General features: G+C 53.6%; 23 protein-coding genes and 1 tRNA gene. 16 read left to right on the plus strand and 8 right to left on the minus strand.

Annotated elements, in window-relative coordinates:
• Window positions 1-8: 8 nt before the first annotated feature.
• Complete coding sequence (tsaD, locus tag AAC599_RS01845; RefSeq protein ID WP_340148700.1) at window positions 9-1,079, minus strand: tRNA (adenosine(37)-N6)-threonylcarbamoyltransferase complex transferase subunit TsaD; 1,071 nt, start codon at window positions 1,077-1,079, stop codon at window positions 9-11.
• A gap of 66 nt (window positions 1,080-1,145) precedes the next feature.
• Here tsaD and hemC point away from each other — a divergent pair, with 66 nt between their 5' ends.
• The 4 genes from hemC to AAC599_RS01865 all read left to right on the plus strand — a co-directional run bounded on the left by hemC (window position 1,146) and on the right by AAC599_RS01865 (window position 5,650).
• Window positions 1,146-2,087: a hydroxymethylbilane synthase gene (gene hemC / locus AAC599_RS01850; RefSeq protein WP_293961572.1), complete on the plus strand. Its 942-nt coding sequence runs from the start codon at window positions 1,146-1,148 to the stop codon at window positions 2,085-2,087.
• A gap of 11 nt (window positions 2,088-2,098) precedes the next feature.
• Complete coding sequence (locus AAC599_RS01855) at window positions 2,099-4,129, plus strand: uroporphyrinogen-III synthase (RefSeq protein WP_340148701.1); 2,031 nt, start codon at window positions 2,099-2,101, stop codon at window positions 4,127-4,129.
• 10 nt (window positions 4,130-4,139) lie between these two features.
• On the plus strand, window positions 4,140-5,492 hold the full coding sequence (locus AAC599_RS01860) for a heme biosynthesis HemY N-terminal domain-containing protein (RefSeq protein ID WP_340148702.1): 1,353 nt from the start codon (window positions 4,140-4,142) through the stop codon (window positions 5,490-5,492).
• Window positions 5,493-5,574: 82 nt separating this feature from the next.
• Window positions 5,575-5,650, plus strand: a tRNA-Thr gene (locus tag AAC599_RS01865).
• A gap of 48 nt (window positions 5,651-5,698) precedes the next feature.
• Here the strand turns inward: AAC599_RS01865 and AAC599_RS01870 are convergent.
• Window positions 5,699-6,163, minus strand: coding sequence for an Lrp/AsnC family transcriptional regulator (locus tag AAC599_RS01870; RefSeq protein ID WP_340148703.1), 465 nt, complete (start codon window positions 6,161-6,163; stop codon window positions 5,699-5,701).
• A gap of 436 nt (window positions 6,164-6,599) precedes the next feature.
• Here AAC599_RS01870 and ehuA point away from each other — a divergent pair, with 436 nt between their 5' ends.
• The 8 genes from ehuA to AAC599_RS01910 all read left to right on the plus strand — a co-directional run bounded on the left by ehuA (window position 6,600) and on the right by AAC599_RS01910 (window position 15,186).
• Window positions 6,600-7,376: an ectoine/hydroxyectoine ABC transporter ATP-binding protein EhuA gene (ehuA, locus tag AAC599_RS01875; protein WP_340148704.1), complete on the plus strand. Its 777-nt coding sequence runs from the start codon at window positions 6,600-6,602 to the stop codon at window positions 7,374-7,376.
• Window positions 7,377-7,428: 52 nt separating this feature from the next.
• Window positions 7,429-8,277, plus strand: a complete 849-nt coding sequence (gene ehuB / locus AAC599_RS01880) for an ectoine/hydroxyectoine ABC transporter substrate-binding protein EhuB (protein ID WP_340148705.1) — start codon at window positions 7,429-7,431, stop codon at window positions 8,275-8,277.
• Window positions 8,278-8,352: 75 nt separating this feature from the next.
• A complete protein-coding gene (gene ehuC, locus AAC599_RS01885; RefSeq protein WP_340148706.1) occupies window positions 8,353-9,021 on the plus strand; it encodes an ectoine/hydroxyectoine ABC transporter permease subunit EhuC in 669 nt (222 codons plus the stop codon).
• Between the two features lie 3 nt (window positions 9,022-9,024).
• Complete coding sequence (gene ehuD, locus AAC599_RS01890; RefSeq protein WP_340148707.1) at window positions 9,025-9,693, plus strand: ectoine/hydroxyectoine ABC transporter permease subunit EhuD; 669 nt, start codon at window positions 9,025-9,027, stop codon at window positions 9,691-9,693.
• A gap of 168 nt (window positions 9,694-9,861) precedes the next feature.
• Complete coding sequence (locus AAC599_RS01895) at window positions 9,862-10,914, plus strand: diaminopropionate ammonia-lyase (protein WP_340148708.1); 1,053 nt, start codon at window positions 9,862-9,864, stop codon at window positions 10,912-10,914.
• Between the two features lie 4 nt (window positions 10,915-10,918).
• The gene (locus AAC599_RS01900) at window positions 10,919-13,249 is read left to right on the plus strand and encodes a molybdopterin guanine dinucleotide-containing S/N-oxide reductase (protein WP_340148709.1); all 2,331 of its coding nucleotides are present in this window, start codon (window positions 10,919-10,921) and stop codon (window positions 13,247-13,249) included.
• 12 nt (window positions 13,250-13,261) lie between these two features.
• A complete protein-coding gene (locus tag AAC599_RS01905) occupies window positions 13,262-14,431 on the plus strand; it encodes a Xaa-Pro peptidase family protein (protein WP_340148710.1) in 1,170 nt (389 codons plus the stop codon).
• Window positions 14,432-14,436: 5 nt separating this feature from the next.
• Window positions 14,437-15,186, plus strand: a complete 750-nt coding sequence (locus AAC599_RS01910) for a hypothetical protein (protein WP_340148711.1) — start codon at window positions 14,437-14,439, stop codon at window positions 15,184-15,186.
• A gap of 10 nt (window positions 15,187-15,196) precedes the next feature.
• Here AAC599_RS01910 and purU read toward each other — a convergent pair whose 3' ends face one another.
• The 5 genes from purU to AAC599_RS01935 are packed head-to-tail and all read right to left on the minus strand — an operon-like array spanning window position 15,197 to window position 21,176.
• On the minus strand, window positions 15,197-16,081 hold the full coding sequence (gene purU, locus AAC599_RS01915; protein ID WP_340148712.1) for a formyltetrahydrofolate deformylase: 885 nt from the start codon (window positions 16,079-16,081) through the stop codon (window positions 15,197-15,199).
• A gap of 30 nt (window positions 16,082-16,111) precedes the next feature.
• Complete coding sequence (locus AAC599_RS01920) at window positions 16,112-16,684, minus strand: hypothetical protein (protein WP_340148713.1); 573 nt, start codon at window positions 16,682-16,684, stop codon at window positions 16,112-16,114.
• Entirely contained in the window at window positions 16,677-19,634 is a 2,958-nt protein-coding gene (locus AAC599_RS01925) for a sarcosine oxidase subunit alpha family protein (RefSeq protein ID WP_340148714.1), read from the minus strand. Before AAC599_RS01925 ends, AAC599_RS01920 begins: the two co-directional genes overlap by 8 nt.
• Complete coding sequence (locus tag AAC599_RS01930) at window positions 19,631-19,918, minus strand: sarcosine oxidase subunit delta (protein WP_340148715.1); 288 nt, start codon at window positions 19,916-19,918, stop codon at window positions 19,631-19,633. The genes AAC599_RS01925 and AAC599_RS01930 overlap by 4 nt, the downstream gene beginning before the upstream one ends.
• A 7-nt stretch (window positions 19,919-19,925) precedes the next feature.
• A complete protein-coding gene (locus tag AAC599_RS01935) occupies window positions 19,926-21,176 on the minus strand; it encodes a sarcosine oxidase subunit beta family protein (RefSeq protein WP_340148716.1) in 1,251 nt (416 codons plus the stop codon).
• A 320-nt stretch (window positions 21,177-21,496) separates the two neighbouring features.
• Between AAC599_RS01935 and AAC599_RS01940 the strand changes: the two genes are divergently transcribed.
• Window positions 21,497-22,174 (plus strand): YoaK family protein, encoded by a 678-nt coding sequence (locus AAC599_RS01940; RefSeq protein WP_340148717.1) that lies wholly within the window; start codon window positions 21,497-21,499, stop codon window positions 22,172-22,174.
• A gap of 45 nt (window positions 22,175-22,219) precedes the next feature.
• Here AAC599_RS01940 and AAC599_RS01945 read toward each other — a convergent pair whose 3' ends face one another.
• A complete protein-coding gene (locus tag AAC599_RS01945; protein ID WP_340148718.1) occupies window positions 22,220-23,071 on the minus strand; it encodes an IclR family transcriptional regulator in 852 nt (283 codons plus the stop codon).
• A 145-nt stretch (window positions 23,072-23,216) separates the two neighbouring features.
• Between AAC599_RS01945 and AAC599_RS01950 the strand changes: the two genes are divergently transcribed.
• The 3 genes from AAC599_RS01950 to AAC599_RS01960 all read left to right on the plus strand — a co-directional run bounded on the left by AAC599_RS01950 (window position 23,217) and on the right by AAC599_RS01960 (window position 26,664).
• Window positions 23,217-24,734, plus strand: coding sequence for an ABC transporter substrate-binding protein (locus tag AAC599_RS01950; RefSeq protein ID WP_340148719.1), 1,518 nt, complete (start codon window positions 23,217-23,219; stop codon window positions 24,732-24,734).
• Window positions 24,735-24,806: 72 nt separating this feature from the next.
• Window positions 24,807-25,724, plus strand: a complete 918-nt coding sequence (locus tag AAC599_RS01955; RefSeq protein WP_340148720.1) for an ABC transporter permease — start codon at window positions 24,807-24,809, stop codon at window positions 25,722-25,724.
• A 13-nt stretch (window positions 25,725-25,737) separates the two neighbouring features.
• Window positions 25,738-26,664 (plus strand): ABC transporter permease, encoded by a 927-nt coding sequence (locus AAC599_RS01960; RefSeq protein WP_340148721.1) that lies wholly within the window; start codon window positions 25,738-25,740, stop codon window positions 26,662-26,664.
• Window positions 26,665-26,708 lie beyond the last annotated feature (44 nt).

Below are 26,708 nucleotides of genomic sequence, written 5' to 3' on the forward strand. Positions count from 1 at the left end.
CCTGCTTGTTAAGCCTTATAGCCCGCAAAAGGGGCGGGTTCCGCGTTAGGATCCAGTGGCCAGCGTGCACGCGCCGCCAAATCGAATGTGTCGGTAAAACCTGCGTTCAGCCGCTCAATGCCGGCCCAGGCAATCATGGCGCCGTTGTCGGTGCACAGCTTTGGGGGCGGCACAACCAGACGGATGCCGGCGGCGTCCGCCAGGGTTTGAAGGGCGGCTTTCAAATATTGGTTGGCGGCGACGCCGCCAGCGACGACGAGACTCCCCTCCAACCCATAATCCCGGATGAAGGTTTCAAGGGCCTTGCCGAGGCGGTCTATAAGGCTTTCAACGGCCGCTTTCTGGAAACTGGCCGCGAGATCGGAAATGTCCGTCTCGGTCGCCGTGGCGCCCAGTGTTTCACGCGCCTGTCGAACGGCGGTCTTAAGGCCGGAGAAGGAGAAATTGCATCCTTCCCGTCCTTTCATGGGCCGGGGAAAATCAAAGCGGTTCGGATTACCCGTCCTCGCGGCACGCTCAACGGCGGGTCCGCCCGGAAAGCCGAGTTCTAGCATCTTTGCCGTTTTATCAAAGGCCTCTCCCACTGCGTCGTCGATGGTGGTGCCGATGCGACGGTACCGGCCGACGCCTTCCACGACCAGAATCTGTGAATGGCCGCCGGAGACCAGCAATAGGAGATAGGGAAAGGAGACGCCATCGCTCAGCCGTGCGGTGAGGGCATGACCTTCCAGATGATTGACGCCGATCAGCGGAACACCCGCGACAGACGCGATCGCTTTTGCCGTCATGAGCCCGACAAGAACGCCGCCGATCAGGCCGGGTCCGGCCGTTGCCGCCACGGCAGACAGGTCAGAATAATCTACACCCGCCCCCGTCATCGCCTGGTCCACAAGCCGGTCCATTTCCGTGACATGGGCCCGGGCGGCGATTTCCGGCACCACACCGCCGAACGGGGCGTGGGCATCATTTTGCGAGAGAACGACATTGGCGAGAACTTCCTTATCCGCCGTTACCACCGCCGCGGCCGTTTCATCGCAGCTGCTTTCCAGCCCGAGGACTATCACTTGTTTGTTTGGCATTTGTTTTCTATTACAAAGCGGTGCACATTGCATAAGGCTCTAACACTTGAGGAAATATCCCGCAATATGACCTTTGTCAAAACATACAAGATCGGAACTCGCGGAAGCCCGCTGGCGTTGGCCCAGGCGGAGGAGACGCGAACGCGGCTTCTCGCCGCCCATGAAGGCGCGCTTGAGCCGGAGCAGCTTGAAATCAGGGTGATCAAAACAACGGGTGACCGTATTCAGGACCGCGCCCTCAGCGAAGTGGGCGGAAAGGGTTTATTCGTCAAGGAGATCGAGGAAGCGCTGATATCCGGCGAGATCGATTTTGCCGTGCACTCCATGAAAGATATGGAAACGGAGCTGTCGCCTGAACTTATCATCGACTGTATTTTGCCGCGCGAAGATGCCCGCGATGCCTTTATCTCTGCGAGTGGTAAGAGCCTTGCCGATCTTCCCTCCGGTTCGCTAGTCGGCACTGCCAGCCTTCGCCGTCAGGCGCAAATCCTGAACCGCCGACCGGATTTGAAGGTCGATATCCTGCGTGGTAGTGTGGAGACGCGGCTTCGCAAGCTTGCGGAAGGGAAGGCCGACGCAACGCTGCTGGCTCTTGCCGGGCTTAAACGCCTCGGCAAGGAAGATGTGATCACGGAGTTGATGCATGTCGATGATATGCTTCCCGCCGTAGCCCAGGGCGCTATCGGGATCGAACGGCGTCTGGAGGATGAGGAAATCGCGGCCCTGCTCGCGCCAATCAATGATTCGGTCAGTTATGCGCGGATTTCCTGCGAACGGGCCATGCTTGCGGTTCTGGACGGTTCCTGCCGGACCCCGATTGCCGGATATGCCGAACTGGTGGACGGCAACATGTTGGACTTTCGGGCCAGCGTCCTGGCAACGGACGGTTCTCTTCGCTTCGATGCCAGCGGTCAAGCGGATATTTCCGAGGCGATCGCCCTCGGGGAGCGTCTCGGTAAGGAACTAAAAGTTCAGGCAGAGGATGCCAATTTGACTTTCGTCCTGTAAAGTAGGTCATGATGACGATACTGATTACCAGACCCGAGCCGGATGGTTCCCGACTTGCGCGAATTCTGAAAAAGATGGGATATGAATCCCGCCTTGCGTCGATGATGGCGATTGAAAACCTGCCGAATAAAACCGTGGATGTGGATGGGGTGCAGGCGTTACTGGTGACCAGCGCGAATGGTGCGCGAGCCCTCGGGCAGGCCCTGAAACCACGCAATATTCTTGTTTTCGCGGTCGGAGAAGCGACGGCCGAGGCGCTTCACAATGAAGGGTTTTCAAACGTCAAGGCTGCAGGAGGCGATGTTACTACCCTTGCGGAGAGAGTAAAATCGGAGTGCGATCCGAAAGCGGGGAAACTTGTCCATATTGCCGGATCGCATGTTGCCGGGGATCTTTCCGGCCTGTTGGCCGAAGCGGGCTTTCAATGTGACCGCACTGTTCTTTATGAAGCGAAAGCCGCAACATCCCTTGATCCGAAAGTGATAAAAGAGATTAAGGACGGTAATATTGAGGCGGTTCTGTTTTATTCGCCGCGGACCGGCGCGATATTTGCTGATCTTGCTAAATCAGTGGAATTGGTGCCTCACCTGGCGTCAGTGACGGCATTTTGCCTCAGCAGGGCAGTGGCGGATAAAATCAGCGATCTGGAATGGCAGTCTGTCGAGGTTGCCACAGAACCCAGCCAGGAAAACCTGCTTGCCTTGCTGGCGGCTGTCAGCCAATCTAGGCAGCAGGAAGGTAAACCCGGCAAGCCAAGGGAGCGAGAGATGTCCGATAAAGAATCCGGCAAAAGCAAGGTCGAGGGTAAAACCGCCGTGCCCTCTGTCGGTGCGGAAGACAAGAGTAGCGCGTCCGCTGATCCGGCGGATGGTAAAGCGTCCGGTTCTGAAACAGCGAAGCCGAAATCTCGGGCCGGGCTTGTTCTGGTCGCGCTGATCTTTGTTTTCTGCCTTGGACTGGCGGCATGGCCGCTTCTCTATCCACGGCTCGCGCCCTATCTGCCGGCGGAGTCAGCCGCGATCATAGCGGGTCAGTTCGGCACGCAGGAAACAGCCGATACTCCGGATATGACTGCGGCAATCAAAGAGGTTGAGACGGCGCTTAAATCGGACTACACCGCCCTTTCGGACCGAATCCGGAAACTGGAGGACAGGCCGGAAACAACCTCGGCAGCGCCCGCAGCGGATGATGGCAGAATAGCGGATCTGTCGTCGCAGCTTGATGCGCAGGAGCAGAAGCTGACCACGGTGCTCGCGGAGCTCTCAGAGCAGAAGGAGGCGATATCCGGCATCGAGAATGCGGAGCCTGCGACAGCAGCGCCAAGCCCGGAAGTCCAGAATCAGATCGTTGATCTGAAAACTACATTGCTTGATCTCAAAACCCAGATCAGCAACCTCCAATCGGATCTGGCAAATGAACGGGAGGAAGTGAAGTCCCAGTCCACGCAGATTTTCTCGCTGGAAACGGCGCTGAAGTCCGAAATTGCTGATAAATCCAAGGAAGCGGCAGAAAACCAGCGTACGCTGATGTTGCTGGCAATTGGTCAACTGCAACGGGAAACACGAAGCGATGAGCCGTTTGAGAACGGCCTGCAACAGGTTTCCGCGGTCAGCGGCGATAAATTCGCTGATGCGATAGACAAGCTGAAACCGATTGCCGAGGTCGGGGCGCCGACTATGACAACTTTGCAGAAGGATTTTACCGCCATTGCAACGGATATCAGCCAATCCGCCCGGCTTCCCTCCGAAGAGACATGGTATGGTCAGGCGCTTCACCGGATTGCTTCCGCCGTGAAATTTCGCCGTGTAGATGAGACGGACGGGGACGATGCGGATGCAGTGGTTGCCCGGGCGGAACAGGCCCTTGATGACAATGACCTGAATAAAGCCGTTACGGAAATAGAGAAGCTGTCCGGATCGGCGGCGGAAGTCGCGTCTCCCTGGCTTGAAAAAGCAAAAACCCGCCTGACAGTCGAGCAATCCATTGCCGGGTTGCTGCAGGAAGCAACAGCGACAGCAGTGGCCGCACCGGCATCAAACTAGAGGGTCAGACATGTTACGAACCATCATCGTTTTCGCTCTGATTGTCCTTATTGCGACGGCCGCTGTCTGGCTCTCGGACTATCCGGGTGATGTTCGCCTGACCTGGGGCGGATATGTCGTTGAAACCTCTATTGTCATTGTCGGCGCCTTGGCGCTCGTCTTTGCGGTTGTCGTAGCCCTTTTGTATCGTTTCTGGATCTGGATCAAACATGGTCCGGGGCGCCTTGGCGCGATCTTTTCCGACCGCAGGCGGAACAAGGGACTTGAAGCCATTTCAAACGGCATGGTCGCGATCGCAGCCGGCGATGCCGTGGAGGCCCGGCGGCAGGCGGTTGCGGCGGAGAAGCATCTTTCCGGCGAGCCAATGACGCTTCTGCTGGCGGCACAGGCAGCAGAGCTGAATGATGATAATCGTGCGGCCAGCATTTATTACGACCGAATGATGAAACGTGAGGATACGGAATTCCTGGGCTTACGGGGACTCATCAACCGGGCCATTACCGAGGGGGACCTCAAGAAGGCGCAGGCGCTTACTAAACGGGCGGATGAGCTGCGTCCCGGCACAGCCTGGGTTCTGAAGGAGCAATATGAACTTGCCCTGAAACTGCGGGACTGGGAAACAGCGGACCAGACGCTCTCGCGGATGACGCGCGGCAAGGCGGCGAAGGGAGAGGCCGTCCGGCGGGCAAAGGCGGTTATTACCTATGAACAGGCCCTCATTGCGGTTAAGGAGAAGCGGGATGCAGACGCTCTCTCTCTTGCAGAGCAAGCGCATGAGTTGGATCGGAGTTTCGTACCAGCAGCTGCGCTTGTCGTTAAACTGACGGCGGACAAAGGGGCCTCGCGCAAGCTTCATAAGCTGATTGCGGAGACATGGGAGCATGCAGCGCATCGCGATCTCGCCGAGGTAATCCGAAAGACAGTTGCCGGGGAACAGCCGCGGGACTGGTTCCGCCGGGCGAAGGAGACGGTCGCGCCGCATAATCCGGATCACACGGAAACCCATCTGATGCTGGCCAAGGCGGCCCTGGCGTCAAATGACTGGGGCCCGGCGCGGGAGCATCTGATGAAAGCTGGCGGCGACAACCCTCCGGCCAGTATTTTCCGGATGCTGGCAGAACTCGAAGAAAAGGCCAATGCAGACGCATTTGCCGCGCGTGAATGGATCGTAAAAAGCTCTCTCGCACCGCAGGACCCGCTCTGGATTTGCGATTCCTGCGGGCGGCAGGAAGAGAAATGGCACGCCCATTGTCCCGCTTGTGACAGCTTTGACAGTTTCACCTGGCGCAATGTTGATCGTGGTTCTCCTGACCCTGAAGTAATCGAGGCAGAGATTGTGCGCGAGATCGCGCCGACGAACTAGCCAAAAAACAATCTTGCGCGAGTTCACGAAACGCTTGCTCTTCTTTTCGCGACAGACTATATGTTGCCGAAATTTACGATGTGCCGCTGTAGCTCAGTTGGTAGAGCACCGCATTCGTAATGCGTAGGTCGGGTGTTCGAGTCACCCCAGCGGCACCACTTCCTTTTCAAATTGATGTCGGTTCTGACTATTTGCCTGTCCTATAACTAGGTGAGAGGAACGGTCAGCCCCACTTTTGTACGGTTCATGACTACAGATGTCCGAAACCGCTTCACGTTTGCATCGGCAAAGAACAGACGCTTTGTCAGGCTTTCGAAATCCTGCATATCTTTTGCGAGGGCGATCAGGGCAAAATCGGCATCGCCCGTAATGTAGTAACATTGCTGGATGTAGGGTTCCGCTTTCACCTTGCGCTTGAAGGCGTCAACCTGGTCAATGCGCTCGCGTTCCAGCTCGACAAGAATGAGAAAAGTCATCAGATAACCGATAGAGTCTGGCGCCACCAGAGCGGTTTCCCCCATAATAATGCCGGCCTTTTTCAAGTATTTGATGCGCCTTTGTATTGTTGCAACTGAAAGCCCGGTCTCATATGCCATTGTTTCCAGCTTTTCGCGCGCATTTTCCTGTAGAAGTTGCAGAATAATATAGTCATTTTCTGTCAATTCACTCATATTTCCCCCAAATTTATTCAGATTTACACGCTAATCGCGCTTTAATTCCTGTTTTTAGACAATTTTTTAAAATGAACAAAAATACCTGATTTTTTTTGCACGTTTCGCGAGATTTTTAGCCCCATTAATCCAATTTCAGGGAATATAATAAGCTAAATCCCATTATATTGTGAAAATAACAGATCAAATATCACATTAAAATGATAAATTATATCAAAAATTGAGCAATTTTGAATAAATTAATAAAATTATGCCGATAAGCTTATTATTTGAAAGTATCATTTATTGAATGTGCCTAAAAACAGGAATTAACATTTTGGAATTTAAATATTTTTCTCAGGAATCATGCTTTTGTCTATATGAAGAGAGTTTTTATATATTTTCGATATTTCATGCACCCCAAATATCATCAAACATTACCACGGGATAGCAAAATATGAGCCGGATTATTGAATTCCAGAATGTATCGAAAGCCTATGGCGATCTACAGGTTCTCCGACATCTGGATATGCATGTCGAAGCCGGAGAAAAGCTGGCTCTTATCGGACCGAGCGGCTCAGGAAAAACAACAATTTTGCGGATATTGATGACACTGGAAACAATCAACAGTGGCCATGTCATGGTTGAGGGAGATTATCTTTGGCATCAGAAGGTGAATGATGAGCTGGTGCCGGCCAGCGAAAGACACCTGCGTAAAATGCGCGAGAATATCGGGATGGTATTCCAGCAGTTTAATCTTTTTCCTCATTTAACGGCGATTGCAAATATCGAACAGCCGCAGATTCTGATCAAGGGCGTCGACAAGTCAGACGCGACGAACAAGGCAAGGGAGTTGCTGGCGCTCGTTGGTCTGGAGGAAAAGCAGAATCATTATCCCCATCAGCTTTCCGGCGGACAGCAGCAGCGTGTTGCGATCGCGCGGGCTCTGGCGATGGACCCCAAAATCATGCTCTTTGATGAGGTGACTTCGGCGCTTGATCCGGAGCTGGTGGAGGAGGTCCTCAACGTGCTGAGGCTGCTGGCGGAAACCTCGGACACGACCATGCTGACAGTGACGCATGAGATGAATTTCGCCCGGGACTTTGCTGATCGCGTCCTGTTTTTCGAAAAGGGGCAAATCGTCGAATCCGGCCCGCCAAATGAAATATTCAAAAATCCGAAAGAAGAGAGAACCCGAAATTTCCTCAGGCAGATTATCGGGGAAATTCCATAAAAAGGACGTCAATTTACTGAGTGAGGAATCAACAGAGAAAGGGATAAGTGTCATGATGAGACTGGTAACAAAAACAATGGGACTCGCGGCGATCGGCGCGATAGCACTAACGGCAACAGCGACTATCGGAGTTGCCGGGACATTGGATGACTTGCGTGCGCAAGGATATGCAACGGTCGCCGTTGCGAATGAGCCACCCTACAGTGACATTAAGGGCGATGGCTATGTGACAGGGGCGGCGCCGGACGTCGCCCGCGCCGTGATGGCAAAACTCGGCGTGCCTGAACTCAGAGCAAAACTCGTTGCCTATGGATCAATGATCCCCGCATTGATGGCCCGCCGCGTGGATATGGCGACCTCAGGGCTTTACATCAAACCCAAGCGCTGTGAATCTATCATTTACTCTGAACCCGATCTCTGCGGAGCGGAGGCTTTCGCCGTTCCCAAGGGCAACCCGCATAACCTTCTGACTTATGAAGACATTGCCGCCAACCCTGAACTGACTATGACGACCTGCGCGGGTTGTGCCGAGGAGGCCTATGCGCTGGAACGGGGTGTCAAGAAAGAGCAGATCAAGGTTTTCACTGATCCGCCCAGTGGCATCAAGATGCTGCAGCAGGGTCGTGTGGATGTTTTCGCTCTTTCGGGGTTGGGGACAGCCGATCTGTTGAAGAAAACCAACGATCCGAACCTGGAGCTGGTCATGCCTGTTAAAGGCGTTCCCATGGGCTGCGCCGGTGCGGCCTTTAATCCCGATGATGCGGAATTCAGGGATGCCTATGACTCCGCCTTGGCTGAGCTGAAGGAAAGTGGTGAGTTCGCAAAGATTATCGAACCATATGGCTTTTCTACAGAAGCAACCCTGAGCGTGAAGCGGGATGATTTCTGTCCCGGAAACTGATTGTCGATTTATTTGGCTTAATGTTCAGATGAATGCTGCTCCTAACAAAGGGGCAGCATTCCGAAAGCAGCAAAAATGGATCAGGTCCTAGAATATACGCCGATTATCATTAGTGGGACGATTACGACAATTGAATTGACAGTTGCCAGTGCGATTGTTGCCTTGATTATCGCTTTCACTGTTGGTTTGTCGCGCTTTTCCCGATTTGCAGCCGTTCGTGTAGCCGCAGTCATTTATCTGGAGTTCTTCCGGGGCACATCTGCCATCGTACAGATGTTTTTTATGTTTTATGTATTGCCGTTGCTCGGGATTCATTTGTCCCCTCTCCTTGCCGGGATTATTGCCTGTGGCTTTAACTTAGGCAGCTATGGTTCAGAGGTTGTGCGCGGCGCTATTCAGGCCGTTCCGCGGACACAGCATGAGGCTGCAACGGCGCTGAATTACACGAGTTACCAGAAGTTCCGCTATATCCTGTTGCCGCAGGCGATCCCGGTCATGATTCCAACGTTTGGAAACTTGCTGATCGAGCTTCTGAAGCTGACGGCTGTTGCCTCTCTGATTACAATTTCCGATCTTACCTTTATGGCGCAGATAATTCGCGTCCAAACCGCCCTTACATTGGAGCCTTTCCTGGTAATCATGGTGATTTACTTCGTTATCGCTTCCTGCCTGGTGGCAATAACGGATTTTATTGCGAACAAGATTGCCAAGGGCCGGAACTTGACCATCAGGAAGGGGATCTAGCCTATGAACTGGAGCTGGAAAGTTGTCTATGACGTCCTGCCGCAAATGCTGGAAGGTCTTGTTATCACGGTTCAGGCGACAATCATAGGCGCGCTGGTTGCCTATGCTCTCGGGTTGATCCTTGCCATTCTGAGAATGTCTAATTCCAGGATTATTTCTCTAAGCACCTACTGGATTTCAGAGTTTATCCGCCGCACCCCCTTGCTTGTTCAGCTTTACTTCCTTTTTTACGTGTTGCCGGATTTTGGCATTTTCCTTGAACCGCTTGAGGCCGGTATTATCGGGCTCGGTCTGCATTTCAGTACCTATACGTCTGAGGTCTTCCGTGCCGGTATCGAGAATGTACCGACTGGTCAGTGGGAGGCGGCGAAGTCATTGAACTATCGTCCCTATCAAACCATGCGATATGTAATCCTGCCTCAGGCTATCCCGCCGATGATACCGCCGCTCGCGAACTATCTGATTACGATGTTCAAGGAAACGCCCTTGTTGTCGGCGATCACCGTGGTGGAGCTTTTCAATGCCGCAAACATTTATAGTAACAGTCACTACAAATATCTTGAACCGATGACGCTGGTCGGCTTGTTCTTCCTGATTGTCTCCGTTCCGTCGGCGTATATTGCCATTTGGCTTGAGCGAAAGTATCAAAGACGATACGCCCGCAACAACTGACTTTTTGCAAGACGGACGTGTGAGGGGCCTGTTTAATAGCAGTTTCCGCCAATGAAATCCGATATGTTAGTGATCGGTCAAAATATGTTCTGCTGCTGATAAATTTAGTCAACTATTATCTTTTAGTGACATTTCCAGCGTCGAAAAACTTTATAATCTGCAATGACTATGAGTTCAAAAAAATCCCCAGAGGCAAAAGCTGTTCTGCGTGCGTTCAGAACAGCGTCAGAACGTCCGATGGCATTGTTACAGCAATGTCCGGTGTACAAGCCGACACCGCTGTACGAGCATGCCGAGTTAGCCAGCCATTTCGTCGTTGCACAGCTTATTATAAAAGATGAGTCCCATCGCATGCGGCTGGGCAGCTTCAAGGCGCTGGGCGGTGCGTTTGCCGTTGCGCAGATGATTTCTGATGTTGCGGGAACTTCAGATCTGGAAAGTGAGGTTGCACGTCGTCAGGCGGAGAAGATGACCTTTATTACCGCGAGTGCCGGTAATCATGGCCTTTCCGTTGCCGCCGGAGCGCGGATATTCGGTGCCCATGCCGTTATCTATCTCGCCGCCGCGGTTCCGGAAGAATTCGCCAATCGTATCCGGGCGCTTGATGCAAAAGTGGTGCGCACCTCCGGTTCCTATGAAGACAGCGTCAAGGCGGCCATGGATGCCGCGAATGAAAATGGTTGGCTGCTGCTCGCGGATGGTTCCTGGGAAGGTTATACGGAGCGGCCGGCCCTCGTAATGGAAGGGTACACGGTTCTGGCTGAGGAATGTCGGAAAGAGTTTGTAAAAACCGGTCACTGGCCGACCCATGTCTTTCTGCAGGCCGGTGTCGGAGGTCTTGCTGCCGCTGTCGCCGGACATATTCGCGATTATTGGACGGAACAGCCGGAGATATTTATTGTTGAGCCGGAGGCGGCCCCCTGTCTTATGATGAGCGTCAGGAACAAACAGCTGACGCGGGTTGAAGGGCCGGAATCAAACATGGGTCGACTGGATTGCAAAGATGCCTCTCTTATCGCGTTTCAATCGCTGAAGCATGATGCAAACGGATTTCTTCAGGTCTCGGACGCGGCGGCGATCGCGGCTGTTGATATGCTGGCGCATCATCATATACATACGACGCCGAGCGGAGCGGCAACCACCGCTGCATTGGAGAACCTCTCGCTTCCGCCGGACAGCCGTTGCCTGATTTTTATTACGGAAGGGCCGGAGGCGGGATAACCGGATGCCAAGCCCACTTACATCGTCGCATTGGGGAACCTACCGGGTTGAAATGAAAGATGGCGAGCCTGTCTCACTGACGGCATTTGAGGAAGACCCCGCGGCGTCTCCTATCGGCAGTGCCATAATTGATACCCGAACCGGCCCTTGTCGCATTCCCCAGCCGATGGTCCGGCGGGGTTTCCTTGAAAAGGGGGTGCAAAGCGACCGGACATTGCGCGGACAGGACGCTTTTGTTCCGGTTGATTGGGAGACGGCACTGGATTTGGTCTCGGCGGAGCTTGATCGGGTTCGCGATAATTTTGGCCATGAATCGATTTACGCTGGATCTTATGGTTGGGCAAGCGCTGGTCGGTTCCATCATGCCCAGAGCCAGCTTCGGCGGTTCATGAACATGTATGGCGGTTGCACGACGTCGCGCGATTCATACAGCTATGCGGCGGCTGAGGTTATCCTGCCTCATATCGTCGGCCCAATGGCGGAGTTGCTGGAGACGCATACCTCCTGGCGGTCTATTGCGGAATCGGGGTCTTTGGTCGTTGCCTTTGGTGGGATGGCATCCAGGAATTCGCAGATGAACGCCGGCGGTGCCGGGCGTCATAGCCAGCCCGGCGATATGCGGGCCGCACGGGCTGCGGGTATCGAGTTCATCAATATAGGCCCCTGCCAATCCGATGTGAGCGACGAATTGGGCGCGGAATGGATGCCCACCCGTCCGAACACGGATGTTGCGCTAATGCTGGCGATTGCCCATACGCTCGTCAATGAGGGGTTGCAGGATCAGGAGTTTCTTGACCGGTATTGCGTCGGCTTTGAGCGCTTCCTTTCGTATTTGATAGGGGAGACGGATGGCCAGCCTAAATCGGCATCCTGGGCGGCGCCTATCGTGGAGCTTGAGGCGGATCGTATTGTGTTTCTCGCTCGGAAAATGGCCACAAGGCCGACCTTTCTGAATGCGAGTTGGTCCCTGACACGTCAGCAGAATGGAGAGCAGCCGATCTGGATGGCTGTTGTGCTGGCCTGCATGCTGGGCGGGATCGGCAAGCCCGGAACCGGATTTGGACTTGGTCTTGGCGCTGTAAATGGAGTTGGTAGTGACAGGGCATATCTTCCCTGGGCGGCTTTGCCTGCGGGGAAAAATCCGGTTGGCAGTTTTATTCCCGTGGCCCGGATCGCGGATATGCTTCTAAATCCGGGAGAGAAATTTCACTACAATGGCGGCACCTATCGCTATCCTGATGTCCGGCTGGTGTATTGGGCTGGTGGTAATCCGTATCATCATCATCAGGACCTCAATCGCTTAAGGCGCGCCTGGCGGCAAATTGAAACCGTGGTGGTCCATGATCCATTCTGGACGGCCACGGCCCGTCATGCTGATATCGTCCTGCCGACAACCATTGCGCTGGAACGGAATGACCTTGCGGCTTCAACCCGGGACAGCTATCTGGTTGTAATGAATAAAGTGGCGGAGCCATACGCCATGTCCCGGAATGACCATGATATCTTTGCGGGGCTGGCTAGCCGTCTGAGCGCATGGGCCAATACGGAAAAGGGCTTTGAGTCGGAATTTCGCGGCGGCTTGGATGAGGCGAGCTGGATAAGAAAGCTTTATGATGAAAGCCGGGAGCGGGGAAAAAAGTTCAATCACGATCTGCCGGAATTTGAGGAGTTTCTGGAACGCGGCAGCCTTTGTCTTAAACCCCCGCGAGATGCTCGGGTGATGCTCCGGGATTTTCGTAACGACCCCGTGTCTGCGCCCCTCAAGACCCCGTCCGGACGGATCGAGATTTTCAGTGAGGCAATCTCGGGATTTGGCCTGCGAGATAACCCCGGCCATCCGGTCTGGCAGGAACCGCAAGAATGGCTTGGGGCCGAAAGTACTGACCGATATCCGTTGCATCTGATCACTCACCAGCCGGAGCGACGGCTTCACAGCCAGCTTGATCCGAGCGCCCATAGCCGCGCGGGTAAGGTTAAGGAGCGGGAGCCTTGCCGACTTAATCCGGAGGATGCGGCTGCCCGTGGCATTAACGATGGAGACATTGTGCGCCTGTTTAATGGGCGGGGGCGCTGCATCAGCGCGGCCAAACTTGATAAGAATGTGCGGTCGGGGGTTATAATGATGGCGACGGGCGCCTGGTATGATCCGGATTGGGAAAATGATCCCGAATGCTGCCGCCATGGAAATCCGAATGTTTTAACACGGGATTTTCCGACATCCGGTATTGCGTGTGGCCCATCCGCCTTGAGCTGTCTGGTTGAGATTGAACGGCTGGGCAGCGATCCGCCGGATGTGAAAATCCACATGCCGCCGCGTCTTGAAAGTTCGGGTTAGGGAGTTTGTGCCATGATGCCAAAACCGACACGCGGGTTTGACTCGTCGGAATTCGAAATGAGGCTGCAGAAGGCTCAGGCCCGGATGCATGCGGCAAAACTGGATGCGATCCTGTTGACGACGGAGCCAGATGTTCGCTATTTCACCGGCTTCTTGACGCAATTCTGGGAAAGCCCCACACGTCCCTGGTTTGTTGTCATCCCTGCGGCAGGCAAGCCGATTGCCGTTATTCCCGAAATCGGCGCAGCGGGAATGGCAAGTACCTGGATAGACGATATTCATACCTGGCCGGCACCGCGACCGGCGGATGACGGAATTACCCTGCTTCGCGATGTCATCCTTCAGCTTCCCCGAAAATTTGGCCGTTTGGGTGTGCCGCTCGGCCATGAGAGCCATTTAAGAATGCCCGCCGGAGACTACGCAAAACTTTTGGCGGACCTCAACGCCTTCGAGGTGGCCGATGCGTCGATGTTGCTACATCGTCTTCGATATGTGAAATCCCCTGCCGAGATCGAAAAGATCCATTACATCTGCGATCTTGCATCGGATGTGTTTGAAAACCTTCCCAACAGCCTTAAATCAGGCGAGAGTGAAAGGCAGAACTGCCACCGAATGCGCATTGACCTTCTGGAAAGGGGAGCGGACACAATTCCCTATCTGATTTCAGGGTCGGGCCCCGGTGGATATGACAGTATTATCATGGGACCGACAGATAGAATTATTGAGACGGGGGATGTGCTAATTATTGATACCGGCGCTACCTTTGACGGTTATTTTTGTGACTTTGACCGCAACTATGCTTTTGGCTCTGCCGATGATGATGTCCGCCGTGCCTATGACGTGGTTTTTGCGGCAACGGAAGCCGGGTTTGTCGCCGCGCGTCCCGGTGCAACGACCAGCGATGTCTGGGCGGCGATGTGGGCGGTCATGGAAAAGGGCGGTGCGCTTGGAAACTCGGTTGGCAGGCTCGGCCATGGGCTCGGTATGGAGCTGACGGAATGGCCCTCCAATACGCCGGAAGACCAGACGGAGCTGGAACCGGGTGTTGTCCTGACGCTGGAGCCGGGAATGGAGTTTGCCCCCGGTAAGCAGATGGTGCATGAAGAGAATATTGTCATTACCGAGGATGGCGCCCGGATGCTAAGCCGCCGCGCGGACCCGGCTCTTCCGGTTATAGGGTGACGCAAATGGATATAGAATATGTGTTTGATGACATTGCGCCCGGCGGTCGCGTTGGACTGGTCGCACTTGCAACGGATTATAACAGCGAGACGGATTTGCGGCGCATCTTTCCGGCAGGGGTGGACCTTTTCACCAACCGTGTGATGAATGCAAATCCGGTTACCATTGAAAACCTGCGTGGGATGAGCGGAGACATTACCCGCGCCGCAAAAGGCATCCTGCCCGGACTGGGGGTTGATGTCATGATTTATGGCTGTACGTCCGGCACGGCCGCGATCGGTGAGGCGGAGCTAGAACGGCTTATCCAGATTGCACAGCCGGGCATTCCCTGCACCAATCCCATTGCTGCGGCAAGCGCCGCCTTGCGGGCGCTTAAAGCCAAAAAAATCTCAATTCTCACGCCTTATACCGAGGATGTAAACGAGGCCATTGTCGCCTGTTTCGCTGCGGAAGGGTTTAACATACTCGATATCGACGGCTTTGGCCTTGGAGATGACATCGAGATGACGGGGATTCCCTTGAGCGCTATTTCCGAGGCGGCGATGCAGGTCTGTGATGCGGATGCCGATGCGCTTTTTATTTCCTGCACGGCGCTTCGGTCGGCTCTTGTAGTCGAGGAACTGGAGCAAAAACTTGGAAAGCCCGTTGTGACAAGCAATCAGGCACTTGTCTGGCATTCCCTGCAACTCATGAAGAACCGGAGCAAGGTGACCGGGTTCGGTCAGCTATTCGATCGCGACCTCGCGAATTCCTGAAAGTCGGCGCTCAGCCCATCCGCTCAGAAGCGTAGCTGCCGGGGCTTGCCGGGAAAACGACGGTTTTGTTACCATTGAGAAAAACCCGTCTGTGGATATGGGCATGTACCGCGCGGGAGAGGACCTGGCTTTCCACATCCCGGCCGAGGCTGACGTAATCCGCCGGGCTTTGCGCATGGCTGACGCGGACAGTATCCTGATCGATAATCGGACCTTCATCGAGGTCGGCAGTCACATAATGCGATGTTGCACCGATCAGTTTTACCCCGCGTTCAAATGCCTGCTTATACGGGTTGGTGCCTTTGAAACTCGGCAGGAAAGAATGGTGGATATTGATGATCCGGCCTGACATCTTCCGGCACATCTCGTCAGAGAGAACCTGCATATAACGGGCAAGCACGATCAGTTCCGCGCCGGTTTCCTCAATAATGGCCATCTGCCGCGCTTCAGCTTCTTTCTTATTTTCCTTCGTCACCTTTATATGGTGAAAGGGAATATCGTGATTGACGACGATCTTCTGGTAATCGAAATGATTGGAAATGACAGCGACGATATCGATGGGCAAAGCCCCGATCCGCCAGCGATAGAGCAGATCATTCAGACAATGCCCGAAGCGGGAGACCATGATGACGACCTTCATTTTCTCGGCTTCGTCATGGAAGTTGTATTCCATCCCCAGACGCTTACCAATATCTGAAAATTCTTCCGACAGCGATGCCAGGTCCCTTCCCTCTTCACTCAGGAAACTGATCCGCATAAAGAAGTTACCGGTCTCCTGATCGTCGAACTGGGCGCTATCGGTGATATTGCAGCCATTCACCGCCAGGAAGGCTGAAATAGCCGCGACAATCCCGCGGGTGGATTTACATTTTACGGTAAGCGCAAATGTCTGCATGGTCGGAGTACTTTCGTGACTGAATAACCGTCAGGCGATGCTCTTTGCTGCCGTGACGAGTGAATGATGTAAGGAGGCCGCCGAGGAACGGGGGCCGAGGATTGTAAGTTCCCTACCCGATTCACGACAAATGATCAAGCAACCGAGATGTTCGATCAGACATCTCGTTGCATCTCCTGCCGAGAGGGATTTGCTGTTCAGATTACAAAGCCGTTCCAACAGGGGGATAAGATTATTTCCTGCAATGTCAAATACGACCCAGCCATCTGTTTGCTCGGTCACACTTGCGCTGTTCGCGACGACAGTTTTTACCTCCGCTGCATAGTCCGGATGACTGGATATCGGCGCCAACAGGAGCCATTGATCAACCCCCGTCCAGATGGTCGTCACATCGTCTGCGAATATCGCGTGTCCGGGATCCGGCAAATGGACGCCTGCATCTGATTTTAGCTTTGAGTAAAGTTCCGCGCCGCGATCTTTGCGGGCGGCCAGTGAGGCAATGGCAAGATCGGGGTTTTCGCGGATGGTGATGCTACCGATTGTCTCGACAACCGGTGTGTCATTGCCAAGGGCGGTCAATGGGGCGAGGAATTGTTCAGACACGGAGCCGCTCTCCTTCCGGATCGATGAAATGGGGGCCGGTGACCTCTCCCTCGATATCGAGGTTATCAAGCGGGCTGACGATGCGGATCACCTCGCCATGACGCGCCTCGCCCTTTTTAAGGAAAGCAAGCGCGATGGAGGAGCCGATATGCGGGGAATAGGCGGCGGAGGTAACCCATCCCTGATCATTCGCTGCGTTGACAGTATCGCCTGCCGTCATCAGATGTGCGCCCGCAAGAATAATTTCCTTGGAATTTACAGACTTCAGCCCGACGAGGCGGTAATCATCCTCGCGCTGAAGATAGGGACGGCCTGCAAGCACCCGCCCGATACTGTCTTTCTTCTGCGAAACCATTCGGCCCATGCCGAGCATGGCGGCGGTACTCTGGCCGTTCAACTCGTTCCCGGCTGCATGGCCCTTCTCGATCCGGAGCACGCCCATGGCCTCTGTGCCATAGGGCGTGATATCGAATTCCTTGCCTGCTTCCATAAGCCGTCGGATGAGGGCGTCGCCATATCTTGTGGGCACGGCAATCTCAAAGGCCAACTCCCCGGAGAAGGAAATCCTGAACAGCCGCGCGCGCAGGTCGTCGCAGACGGTAATTTCTCCGCAGGCCATATAGGGAAAGGCATCGTTCGAGATGTCATAGGCGGGATCAATAACTTTCTGCAGCAGCTTGCGGGCGTTTGGTCCAGCGATGGCGAACTGCGCCCAGGCCTCTGTCGTTGAGATAAGCTGGACATCCAGCCCCGGCCAGAGGCATTGGCGGCAAAACTCCATATGCTGGAAAACGGGAACCGCATTTGCGGTGGTTGTAGTGACGACAAAATGATCCTTGGCAAGGCGAGCGGCGGTGCCGTCATCCATGGCAAAACCATCCTCGCGCAGCATCAGGCCATAGCGAACCTTGCCGACGGGTAGCTTCGCGAAGCCGTTGCAATAGATATGGTTCAGGAACTCCGCCGCATCCGCGCCTTGTACATCGATTTTGCCAAGCGTTGTCACATCGCAAACACCAACAGACTTCCGGACCGCAAGCACCTCCCGATCAACGGATTGCCGCCAGTGAGTCTCCCCTTGGGTCGGAAACCACTGCGCGCGAAGCCAGTTGCCCGCCTCGACAAAGACCGCACCCTGTTCCATCGCCCATTTATGGCTTGGGGTGAGGCGGTAGGGGCGAAAATCCTTGCCCCGAGACCGTCCGGCGAACGTTCCCATGGAAACCGGCGTGTAGGGCGGGCGAAAGATGGTGGTGCCGACTTCGGAGATGGTTTTTTCTTCGAGTTCAGCTAAAAGGGCAAGTGCGCCGACATTGGCGGTCTTTCCCTGATCCGTCGCCATGCCGAGTGTGGTGTAACGCTTCATATGCTCGACGGACCGGAACCCTTCCTGATGAGCGAGCTTGACGTCCTTGACCGTGACGTCATTCTGAAGGTCCAGCCAGGCCCGTCCTTTGCCGCTCTTCACATGCCAGAAGGGTTCAATATTGACAGGCGTATCTTCCGCCTCCGGAAGCTTTGGCAATTGGGCAGAAACATCCAAATCTTTAAGTGCATTGATGGCTTCTTCTGCGCCGGAGTGAAGGGCGCCATGGGTTGAGAATATACCTGCCGCTGCGCCTGCAACACGCAAAAGTCGATCGTCGCTCGGAGCCGGGACAAAGGCAGAAATAGTCTCATTCCAGCCGGGTCTGTCTCGCTTGTGACAGGTGAGATGCACATTCGGGCTCCATCCACCTGCAAGCCCAAGAGCGCCGCAGGCAATCTCCTTCGTCGATCCATTCTTTAAGCGGACTTTCACGGACTTAAGGCTGAGCCGACCACGGCTATTAATTATTTGCCCGCCTGAAAGAACATCGAACTCGATGGAGGAGGGAGCGTCATTGCGGCTATCGATGACGGCGGCGATATTGACCCCCTTGGCGGCAAGGTCCTTCGCGGTGCGGTGCCCATCATCGTTATTGGTAAAGATGGTAATGTTAGTTGAGGCCGTCACGGCCCATCGGTTGGCGTAGGCCCGCATGGCGCCCGCCAGCATAACGCCCGGCCGGTCATTATTCTCAAAAGTGATAGGCCGCTCCGTCGCCCCGGCGGCGAGCAGCGCGCGCTTCGCATATATGCGCCAGAGAATCTGGCGCGGCCTGTCCGTGGATGGTTCCGGAAGGTGATCCGATACCCGCTCCACCGCGCCGAAAATACCGTGATCATATTGCCCGAAAACGGTTGTCCGCGGCATCAAACGCACATTTGGCATGGATGACAATTCGCCGGTGACATCCGATATCCAGTCATTTCCCGGCTGATCCACCAGAAGATTTTGCTCCGCCAGCAATCGCCCGCCGAAGGCGAAGTCTTCTTCTGCGAGGATAACCTCTGTTCCCGCTCGTCCTGCTGTCAAAGCGGCCGCAAGCCCGCTCGGCCCCGACCCGATGATGAGAAGGTCGCAATGCAAAAAGCCTTTGTCATAGCTGTCCGGGTCTTCCTTTCCAGACAGACGGCCAAGTCCTGCGGCGCGCCGGATGGCCGGTTCATAAAGCTTCTCCCAGAAGGCAGATGGCCACATGAAGGTTTTGTAGTAAAACCCGGCCGAGAGGAAGGAGGAGAGCATGTCGTTAAAGGCGAGCGCATCGAACCGGAGGGAAAGAAACCGGTTCTGGCTCATCGCGGTCAGACCATCATAAAGCTCCACCCCGGTCGCGCGCGTATTTGGCTCCTGCCGTGTGCCGCCGCGCAATTCAACAAGGGCGTTCGGCTCCTCTGACCCCGAGGAAAAAACGCCACGTGGACGATGATATTTGAAACTTCGTCCCATCAGCCGGACATCATTGGCCAGCAATGCGGATGCCAGCGTATCACCGGCATAGCCTTCATAACTCTTTCCATCGAAAGAGAAGGAGAGGGGGCGCTTGCGATCGATCTGGCCGCCGTCCAAGCGGTTTTTCTGGCTCATCTATCCCGCCCCCGCCGTTTTGCGTAAGCGGAGGCCAGCTCGACATGGGTAATCTCATGCGTTGTCACATCGCGTGTCACTACCAGCCAGGAGCGGTCCCCCTGCTCATGAAACCAGAGTTCCTGATGGCTGCCCGCCGGGTTATCCCGAAGATAAAGATAGTCGTGAAACTCATCGAGGGCGGTTTCAGCCATGGCATCCGGGCGGTCGATCAGGCGGGCATCGCCAAGATAGACAAATTCCTGTGAATCGCGCGGGCCGAGGAGGGGGTGGTTGATAATCATGCGCGCCTCAATGCAGGTTCGGCTGGGCGCCCGCGCCCTTCTCATCAATCAGGGCACCGGTCCGGAATCGGTCCAGTCGCAACCGGGTCGCCGTTTCATGCGGCGTATCGGTTGCCAGCAGATGCGCAAAGGCATAGCCGGAGGCGGGCGTTGCCTTGAACCCGCCATAGCACCATCCGCCATTGAAATAGAGCCCATCAATCGGCGTTTTATCGATAAAGGGGGACCCATCCATCGACATATCCATGATACCGCCCCACATCCGCAAGAGCCGGGCCCGGCCGATCATCGGCATCAGTGCCATACCGCCCTCCAGCACATCTTCCACCACCAGCAAATTGCCGCGCTGGGCATAGCTGTTGTAGCCATCGATATCGCCGCCGAAGACGAGCCCGCCCTTATCCGACTGGCTGATATAGAAATGCCCCGCGCCAAAGGTGATGACCCCGGGGATCAATGGCTTCAGCCCTTCGGAGACAAAAGCCTGTAGGACATGGCTTTCAATCGGCAAGCGGAGCCCTGCCATCGCCATCACACGGGATGAACTGCCCGCTACCGCAACGCCGACCTTTTTCGCGCGGATATATCCGCGACCGGTTTCCACTCCTCTAATTGCCCCATTTTCGATCCGGAAGCCGGTGACCTCGCAATTCTGGATAATGTCCACCCCATGGCTATCGGCGGAGCGGGCATAACCCCAGGCGACGGCATCATGACGCACTGTGCCGCCGCGCCGCTGTAACAGTCCGCCCTTGATCGGAAAACGCGCATTCTTAAAATCCAGAAAGGGCGCCATCCCGCGAACTTGATTTTGATCAATAAGTTCCGCGTCCGCGCCATTCAGGATCATCGCGTTGCCGCGCCGCCGATAAGCATCGCGCTGCGCATCGCTGTGGCAGAGGTTGAGAATGCCGCGCTGGCTGACCATGGCGTTATAGTTGAGATCCTGTTCCAGCCCCTCCCAGAGTTTGAGGGAGAATTCATACAATGGCTCGTTACCGTCAAGCAGGTAGTTGGAGCGGATAATCGTCGTGTTCCGCCCGACATTGCCGCCGCCAATCCAGCCCTTTTCCAGAACGGCGATGCGCACCTTTTTATACACCTTTGCGAGATAATGCGCGGTCGCCAGACCATGACCGCCGCCGCCGACAATCACATAGTCATAGCTGGCTTGCGGCGCGGGATCGCGCCACACCGGCTTCCATCCGGTTTGGCCCCGCAATCCTTCCACCAACAGCCTGAACGCGGAATAACGCAATCTCGGTTCCTTTCATGAATGCTTCAACAATCGCATAATGCCGCAAATTTAATTGTTCTGACAGGGGCATGATTGACGCCAAAAAAGACATGCATGGCGGGATTCAAAAATTTAAAGAGAAATGGGATTCTGGTAAGGGAATTTTCTCCCTAATCTCTGACAGCGTTGACAATTTTATTTTACGATGCCTACTTATAAGAGAATGTCCTAAGTAGATTACAACATGAATGAGATATTGAAGTATGGACTCAAAGACGACTGGTCAGCCTCTCAAATCCGCCAAAGCCGTATTTTATCGGGAAGAACAACATATTCCCATTGTGCTGTCCTTTATTGCCGCTTTTGTCGATGTGGTTTGTTACATTGCACTTTTTCGCACATTTACAGCCTTCGTGACGGGCACATTGATTATCCTCGCAGCAGAAATCATTCATCCGGATGAGTTGTGGATAATGAAAGTAATAGTGGTTTTCGCGTTCATCTTAAGCTTGTTTTTCTGGCTTATATTTATGAGACAATTTAAGCAATGGAAATATTTACGCGTTGTGGTGCTCACAATGGAAGCCGTTCTGCTGGGCGTATTTATGCTATCGGGTTTTTTATTGTCTCCGCTAAGCGGAGCAGATTCGCCAGAGACTATTCTGGTCGCGCTGTTCGCCGTCTTTGCAATGGCCTTTCAGAATGCGGCGATGGTGCAGATTTTCCATCAGCATGTTCCAACGACTGTGATGACGGGTAATTTCGTGCGCTTTGCGATCAGTGTAATAGATATATTTGGCTCCGGACAGGCATATGCAGAGAAGGACAAGGATGCGGTTTTCAAAACCCGAAGTCAGCTGCGTCATTATTGCTATGTTTTGGCCGCCTTTTCCGCAGGCGCCCTGATGGGCGCGATTGCCTATGATGTCGGCGGATTTTTTGCACTTATCTGTCCGGTCCTCATCCTGACTGCGCTCGCGCTGTATCTATGGCCCCGTTGGCATGATTCGGACGAATGACCTATGATTTTGGAAGTTACGGTCGAATTGTGATGTTTACAACGTTTATATCATTCTGGAAGAACGCGTCAAATTCGTATTTCGCGAGAGCGCTTGGGCTGCGTCAGTAATAGCTGGCACTAACTCAGACATGATGCGATCGTTACTCCATTCCTGAATACGGCTTATCGCTCCAATAGCTCCAATCGGCTTTCCCGTACTGTCAAAAACAGGAGCGGAAGTATTAAACTCCCCCTGATTTAGTTCATTTTTAATCATTGCGTACCCTTGCGAGCGGACGACGGCAACTTCTTCCATAATTTTTTTCGGATCGATGATTGTGTTTTCCGTCCTTTTCACCAGGTTCGATCGGCTGAGTATATCCCAGGCCTGGTCTTCCGGCATAAATGCCAAAATGCAACGTCCTGAGGAAGTACAGTAGACTGGAATGCGATAGCCGGGATGAGCCGTTGCATGCACAGTCCGGTTGCTTTGCAGAGCAATCAGATACATCAGTTCTGTGTCGTCGTGATAAACAAAGCCGACGCGACTTCCAAACTGTCTTCTTAATTCCGCAACCAAGGGGGTTGCCGCTTCGACCAATCGGCTGGAGCTAAGAAAGGCGAAGGCCGGACCGAGAACAGTGTAGGAAACAGAGTAACGCCTGCTACGGGGGTTTTTCTTGAGATATCCAAGTTGATGGAGAGTGTGTGTAAAGCGCTGCGCTGCGCTTTTACTATACCCTGTCAGCTTGATAATTTCAGTGAGCCCGAGCTCTGACTGGCCTGCTGTGAAGGCTTCCAGAACTTTGAATCCCTTCTCCAATGATTTGACGAACAGGCGGTCGTCCCGGCTGTCGTCTCCATGAGGATAATCTTCCGATTTTGTTTCTGAGCCGGTGTTCTTGATTTCTAACATTTCTTCCTCGTTATAAAAGCGCAGATTCGCGAGTACATGCTTTTCTCATTGACAAGATGCAACAATAAAAACATACTTGGTACGTAATTACAAGACTTAGTATTGCAATAAAATACTAAATTCGACTTTCTAACAGGAGTGTGGAATGAAAACATTTTATCTTTCCGCCGCGATTGCGGCAGCAGTTGTCTTGGGCGGTGGCACAACGTCACAGGCTGGTAAGGCTAATGACACGTTGATTTTTGCAACAGAGACGGATCTTGAAAATATTGATGCGTACTACAATAGCGCCCGGGTTGGCGTTATTGTTGCGCGTCATGTGTGGGACAATCTGCTGTATCGGGACCCGTCCGATTTCAGTTATAAGCCGGCACTCGCTACGTCTTATAAATGGATAGATGACGTCACGCTTGAATTTGACTTGCGGCAAGGCGTTGAGTTCCACAACGGCGAAGCCTTTACCGCCGATGATGTGGTTTATACGTTGAATTTCATCTCAAATCCGGAAAACAAAGTAGTCAGCAAGCGAAATGGTGCCTGGATTAAAAACGCGGAGAAGGTGGATGAATTCAAGGTTCGTATTAATCTTAAGGAGCCCTTTCCTGCCGCACTTGACTTTTTAGCAGGCCCTCTGCCGATTTACCCGAATGAGTATTATGCAGAAGTCGGTCCGGACGGGATGAATAAACAGCCGATAGGAACTGGGCCTTATAAAATAACTGCTGTTGAGCAGGGTAAGTCCATTAAATTTGAGCGCAACGAAAACTATTACAAGGACAGTCCAAAAGGCCAGCCAAAAATTGGCAACATGGAAATGCGGACAATCCCGGATGACAATACTGCCGCTGCGGAATTGCTGACCGGTGGTATCGACTGGTTGTGGCAGGTGACCAAGGATCAGGCTGCTTTTCTGGAAAATGAGCCGAAACTGGACGTCGTTGGCGGAGAGACGATGCGAATTGGCTTTCTCTCCATGGATGCCTTGGGCCGTGGCGGAGATCATCCTTTAAAAGATGCAAGGGTTCGTAAGGCGGTTGCCCATGCTATTAATCGGCAGGGAATAACAGAAAGTTTGATGCCGGCCGGCTCGCGTCCGGTTCATGCCGCCTGTTATCCGAAGCAGTTTGGCTGTACGGATGATGTTCAAAAGTACGCATACGATCCTGATAAGGCCAAGGAATTACTAGCTGAAGCGGGCTATCCTGACGGTTTCATTGTTGTATTGGATGCCTATCGCGATCGCGATTTGGCAGAGGCAATGATTAGTGATTTGCGTGCCGTCGGCATCATTGCGGACTTGAGCTATAACAAATACGCCGCCGCCCGTGAAAAAGTACGTACCGGACAGACGATTCTGAATTTTTCAACATGGGGTTCTTATTCGATCAATGATGCTTCGGCGATCACCAGCAACTTTTTCCGGGGCGGCCCGGATGATATGGCCGGTGACACGGAGGTGGCGGAAATGCTGGAGCAGGCAGACACGACTGTAGATTCAGAGCTGCGTAAAAAGCTGTATTCGGAAGCGCTGATGAAGATTTCGGATCAGGCATATTGGTTGCCGCTGTTCACTTATTCATATCTCTATGCCTTCAATAGTGATTTGAATTTCGAGCCAACAGCCGATGAGATCCCCCGGTTCTTTAACTCGTCCTGGAAGTAAATTCTTGACCTGTGTTTGGTCCCTTATGGGGGAGTGTGTGTAAGCTCCCCCATTTTTCCCCGGGAGGATTGTATGTTTAGATACGCGCTGAAGCGGTTGGGACTGGCCATACTGGTCATGGTAACAGTTTCAATTATCAGCTTCGCTCTGGTTCGGGCATCAGGTGACATCGCGATTGCGGTTGCCGGAGAAGGGGCAACAAATGCAGATATCGAGGCCATTCGCCACGAATATGGATTTGATCGTCCACTTGTCATTCAGTACCTCGATTGGGCTAGCGACATTGCTGTCGGAAATTTTGGTCAATCTCTTTTCTTCAAAAGACCTGTTATCGAGGTGCTGTTCGATAGAATGCCGGTGACGTTGATGTTGGGGTTCATTTCTCTGGGGTTTGCCATGCTGTTGGCAATTCCGTTAGGGACGGCTGCTGCCCTTCGGCCCAACAGCATAATTGACAGACTTTGCCTTGGTATAGCTGTCCTTGGACAGGCAACTCCATCGTTCTGGTTCGCATTGCTTATGATACTTGTGTTCGGTGTTATGTGGCGTATTTTGCCAGTCTCCGGGACAGAGACCTGGAAGCATTTTGTTTTGCCGGTAGTTGTCCTAGGGTATTATGTCATTCCGGCAATTATGCGGCTAACGCGCGCCGGAATGATAGAAGTTCTCGAGGCCGACTATATTCGGACAGCCAAGGCCAAGGGGCTGAATATAGGCACCGTTGTGTTTAAGCACGGATTGCGGAACGCAATTATTCCGGTTGTTTCTCTTTTGGCGGTGCAACTCGGATTTATGCTGGGCGGCTCCGTTGTTGTTGAGACGATTTTCTCTATTAACGGTGTTGGCCATCTGGCATTGGTGAGCATTGAGCGGTCAGATTTTCCAATGATTCAAGGAATCGTCCTGATCTTGGCCATCTTGTACATTCTGCTCACCTTGTTTGCCGACCTTCTCAATGGTTGGCTTGATCCACGTATCCGTGTTTCTTGAGGGGTAAGCTCAAATGTCAGAAGTAACGGATAGAAAAACACCGACAGTTGGTGAAGTTTCCGTGGAGGCCGCACCAGAAAGATTATCACCGCGCCGACTCCTTTATTATAGGATGCAACGGCATTTCGGGTTTAAAGTTGGGCTGGGAATGTTGGTCTTTGTCATTCTCATAGCGATATTTGCGCCCTTGCTGGCGCCATACGATCCCTATACCCAGGATCTCCCGAACAGACTCATCCAGCCGGTTTGGAGTGATAGCGGAAGCTGGGCGCATGTTCTGGGAACCGATGCTCTCGGTCGGGATTATCTCAGTCGTCTTATATATGGAGCGCAGATATCCCTCGTCATCGGCTTTTCCGCAATGATTATTTCCGGTGTCATTGGCACGGCCATGGGGATCGCTGCCGGTTATTTCGGCGGCCGGGTGGATATGGTTATCAGTTTCATTATCCTAAACCGTCTGTCGATGCCGGTCGTTCTCGTGGCGCTGGCGGTGGTTTCGATCTTTGGAAATTCACTGTTTATCATGATTATGGTACTGGGCCTTCTGCTCTGGGACAGATTTGCCGTTGTTTTGCGAAGTGCGACTTTGCAGGTGAGATCAATCGAGTATGTTGCAGCCGCGGAAGTGCTGGGTTCTTCCGTTCCACGCATTCTCTTTCGCGATATCCTTCCTAATATTTCGGGCCATTTGCTGGTGGTGGCGTCTATCGAGATGGCGCACGCTATTCTGCTGGAGGCGTCACTCAGCTTTCTGGGGCTCGGAGTTCAACCACCTTTGCCCTCCTGGGGACTGATGGTTTCGGAAGCCCGCCAGTTCATGTTTTTCATGCCCTGGATGATCACAATTCCAGGAGCTGCAATATTTGCCGTTGTGTTGGCCATCAATCTTCTTGGTGATGGATTGCGAGATGTAACCTCACCGGAGGGAAGAAATTGATCACTTATTCTGGCACCAGCTTGCTGTTTGGAACAGAATGGCGA

Origin of the sequence: uncultured Sneathiella sp. (assembly GCF_963976355.1) — a bacterium.
GTDB lineage: Bacteria > Pseudomonadota > Alphaproteobacteria > Sneathiellales > Sneathiellaceae > Sneathiella.

What these genes read in the sequence shown, in the direction of transcription:
- tsaD (WP_340148700.1), bottom strand. Translation starts at nt 1,079, where the DNA reads ATGCCAAACAAACAAGTGATAGTCCTCGGGCTGGAAAGCAGCTGCGAT.
- hemC (WP_293961572.1), top strand. Translation starts at nt 1,146, where the DNA reads ATGACCTTTGTCAAAACATACAAGATCGGAACTCGCGGAAGCCCGCTG.
- AAC599_RS01855 (WP_340148701.1), top strand. Translation starts at nt 2,099, where the DNA reads ATGACGATACTGATTACCAGACCCGAGCCGGATGGTTCCCGACTTGCG.
- AAC599_RS01860 (WP_340148702.1), top strand. Translation starts at nt 4,140, where the DNA reads ATGTTACGAACCATCATCGTTTTCGCTCTGATTGTCCTTATTGCGACG.
- AAC599_RS01870 (WP_340148703.1), bottom strand. Translation starts at nt 6,163, where the DNA reads ATGAGTGAATTGACAGAAAATGACTATATTATTCTGCAACTTCTACAG.
- ehuA (WP_340148704.1), top strand. Translation starts at nt 6,600, where the DNA reads ATGAGCCGGATTATTGAATTCCAGAATGTATCGAAAGCCTATGGCGAT.
- ehuB (WP_340148705.1), top strand. Translation starts at nt 7,429, where the DNA reads ATGATGAGACTGGTAACAAAAACAATGGGACTCGCGGCGATCGGCGCG.
- ehuC (WP_340148706.1), top strand. Translation starts at nt 8,353, where the DNA reads ATGGATCAGGTCCTAGAATATACGCCGATTATCATTAGTGGGACGATT.
- ehuD (WP_340148707.1), top strand. Translation starts at nt 9,025, where the DNA reads ATGAACTGGAGCTGGAAAGTTGTCTATGACGTCCTGCCGCAAATGCTG.
- AAC599_RS01895 (WP_340148708.1), top strand. Translation starts at nt 9,862, where the DNA reads ATGAGTTCAAAAAAATCCCCAGAGGCAAAAGCTGTTCTGCGTGCGTTC.
- AAC599_RS01900 (WP_340148709.1), top strand. Translation starts at nt 10,919, where the DNA reads ATGCCAAGCCCACTTACATCGTCGCATTGGGGAACCTACCGGGTTGAA.
- AAC599_RS01905 (WP_340148710.1), top strand. Translation starts at nt 13,262, where the DNA reads ATGATGCCAAAACCGACACGCGGGTTTGACTCGTCGGAATTCGAAATG.
- AAC599_RS01910 (WP_340148711.1), top strand. Translation starts at nt 14,437, where the DNA reads ATGGATATAGAATATGTGTTTGATGACATTGCGCCCGGCGGTCGCGTT.
- purU (WP_340148712.1), bottom strand. Translation starts at nt 16,081, where the DNA reads ATGCAGACATTTGCGCTTACCGTAAAATGTAAATCCACCCGCGGGATT.
- AAC599_RS01925 (WP_340148714.1), bottom strand. Translation starts at nt 19,634, where the DNA reads ATGAGCCAGAAAAACCGCTTGGACGGCGGCCAGATCGATCGCAAGCGC.
- AAC599_RS01930 (WP_340148715.1), bottom strand. Translation starts at nt 19,918, where the DNA reads ATGATTATCAACCACCCCCTCCTCGGCCCGCGCGATTCACAGGAATTT.
- AAC599_RS01945 (WP_340148718.1), bottom strand. Translation starts at nt 23,071, where the DNA reads ATGTTAGAAATCAAGAACACCGGCTCAGAAACAAAATCGGAAGATTAT.
- AAC599_RS01950 (WP_340148719.1), top strand. Translation starts at nt 23,217, where the DNA reads ATGAAAACATTTTATCTTTCCGCCGCGATTGCGGCAGCAGTTGTCTTG.
- AAC599_RS01955 (WP_340148720.1), top strand. Translation starts at nt 24,807, where the DNA reads ATGTTTAGATACGCGCTGAAGCGGTTGGGACTGGCCATACTGGTCATG.
- AAC599_RS01960 (WP_340148721.1), top strand. Translation starts at nt 25,738, where the DNA reads ATGTCAGAAGTAACGGATAGAAAAACACCGACAGTTGGTGAAGTTTCC.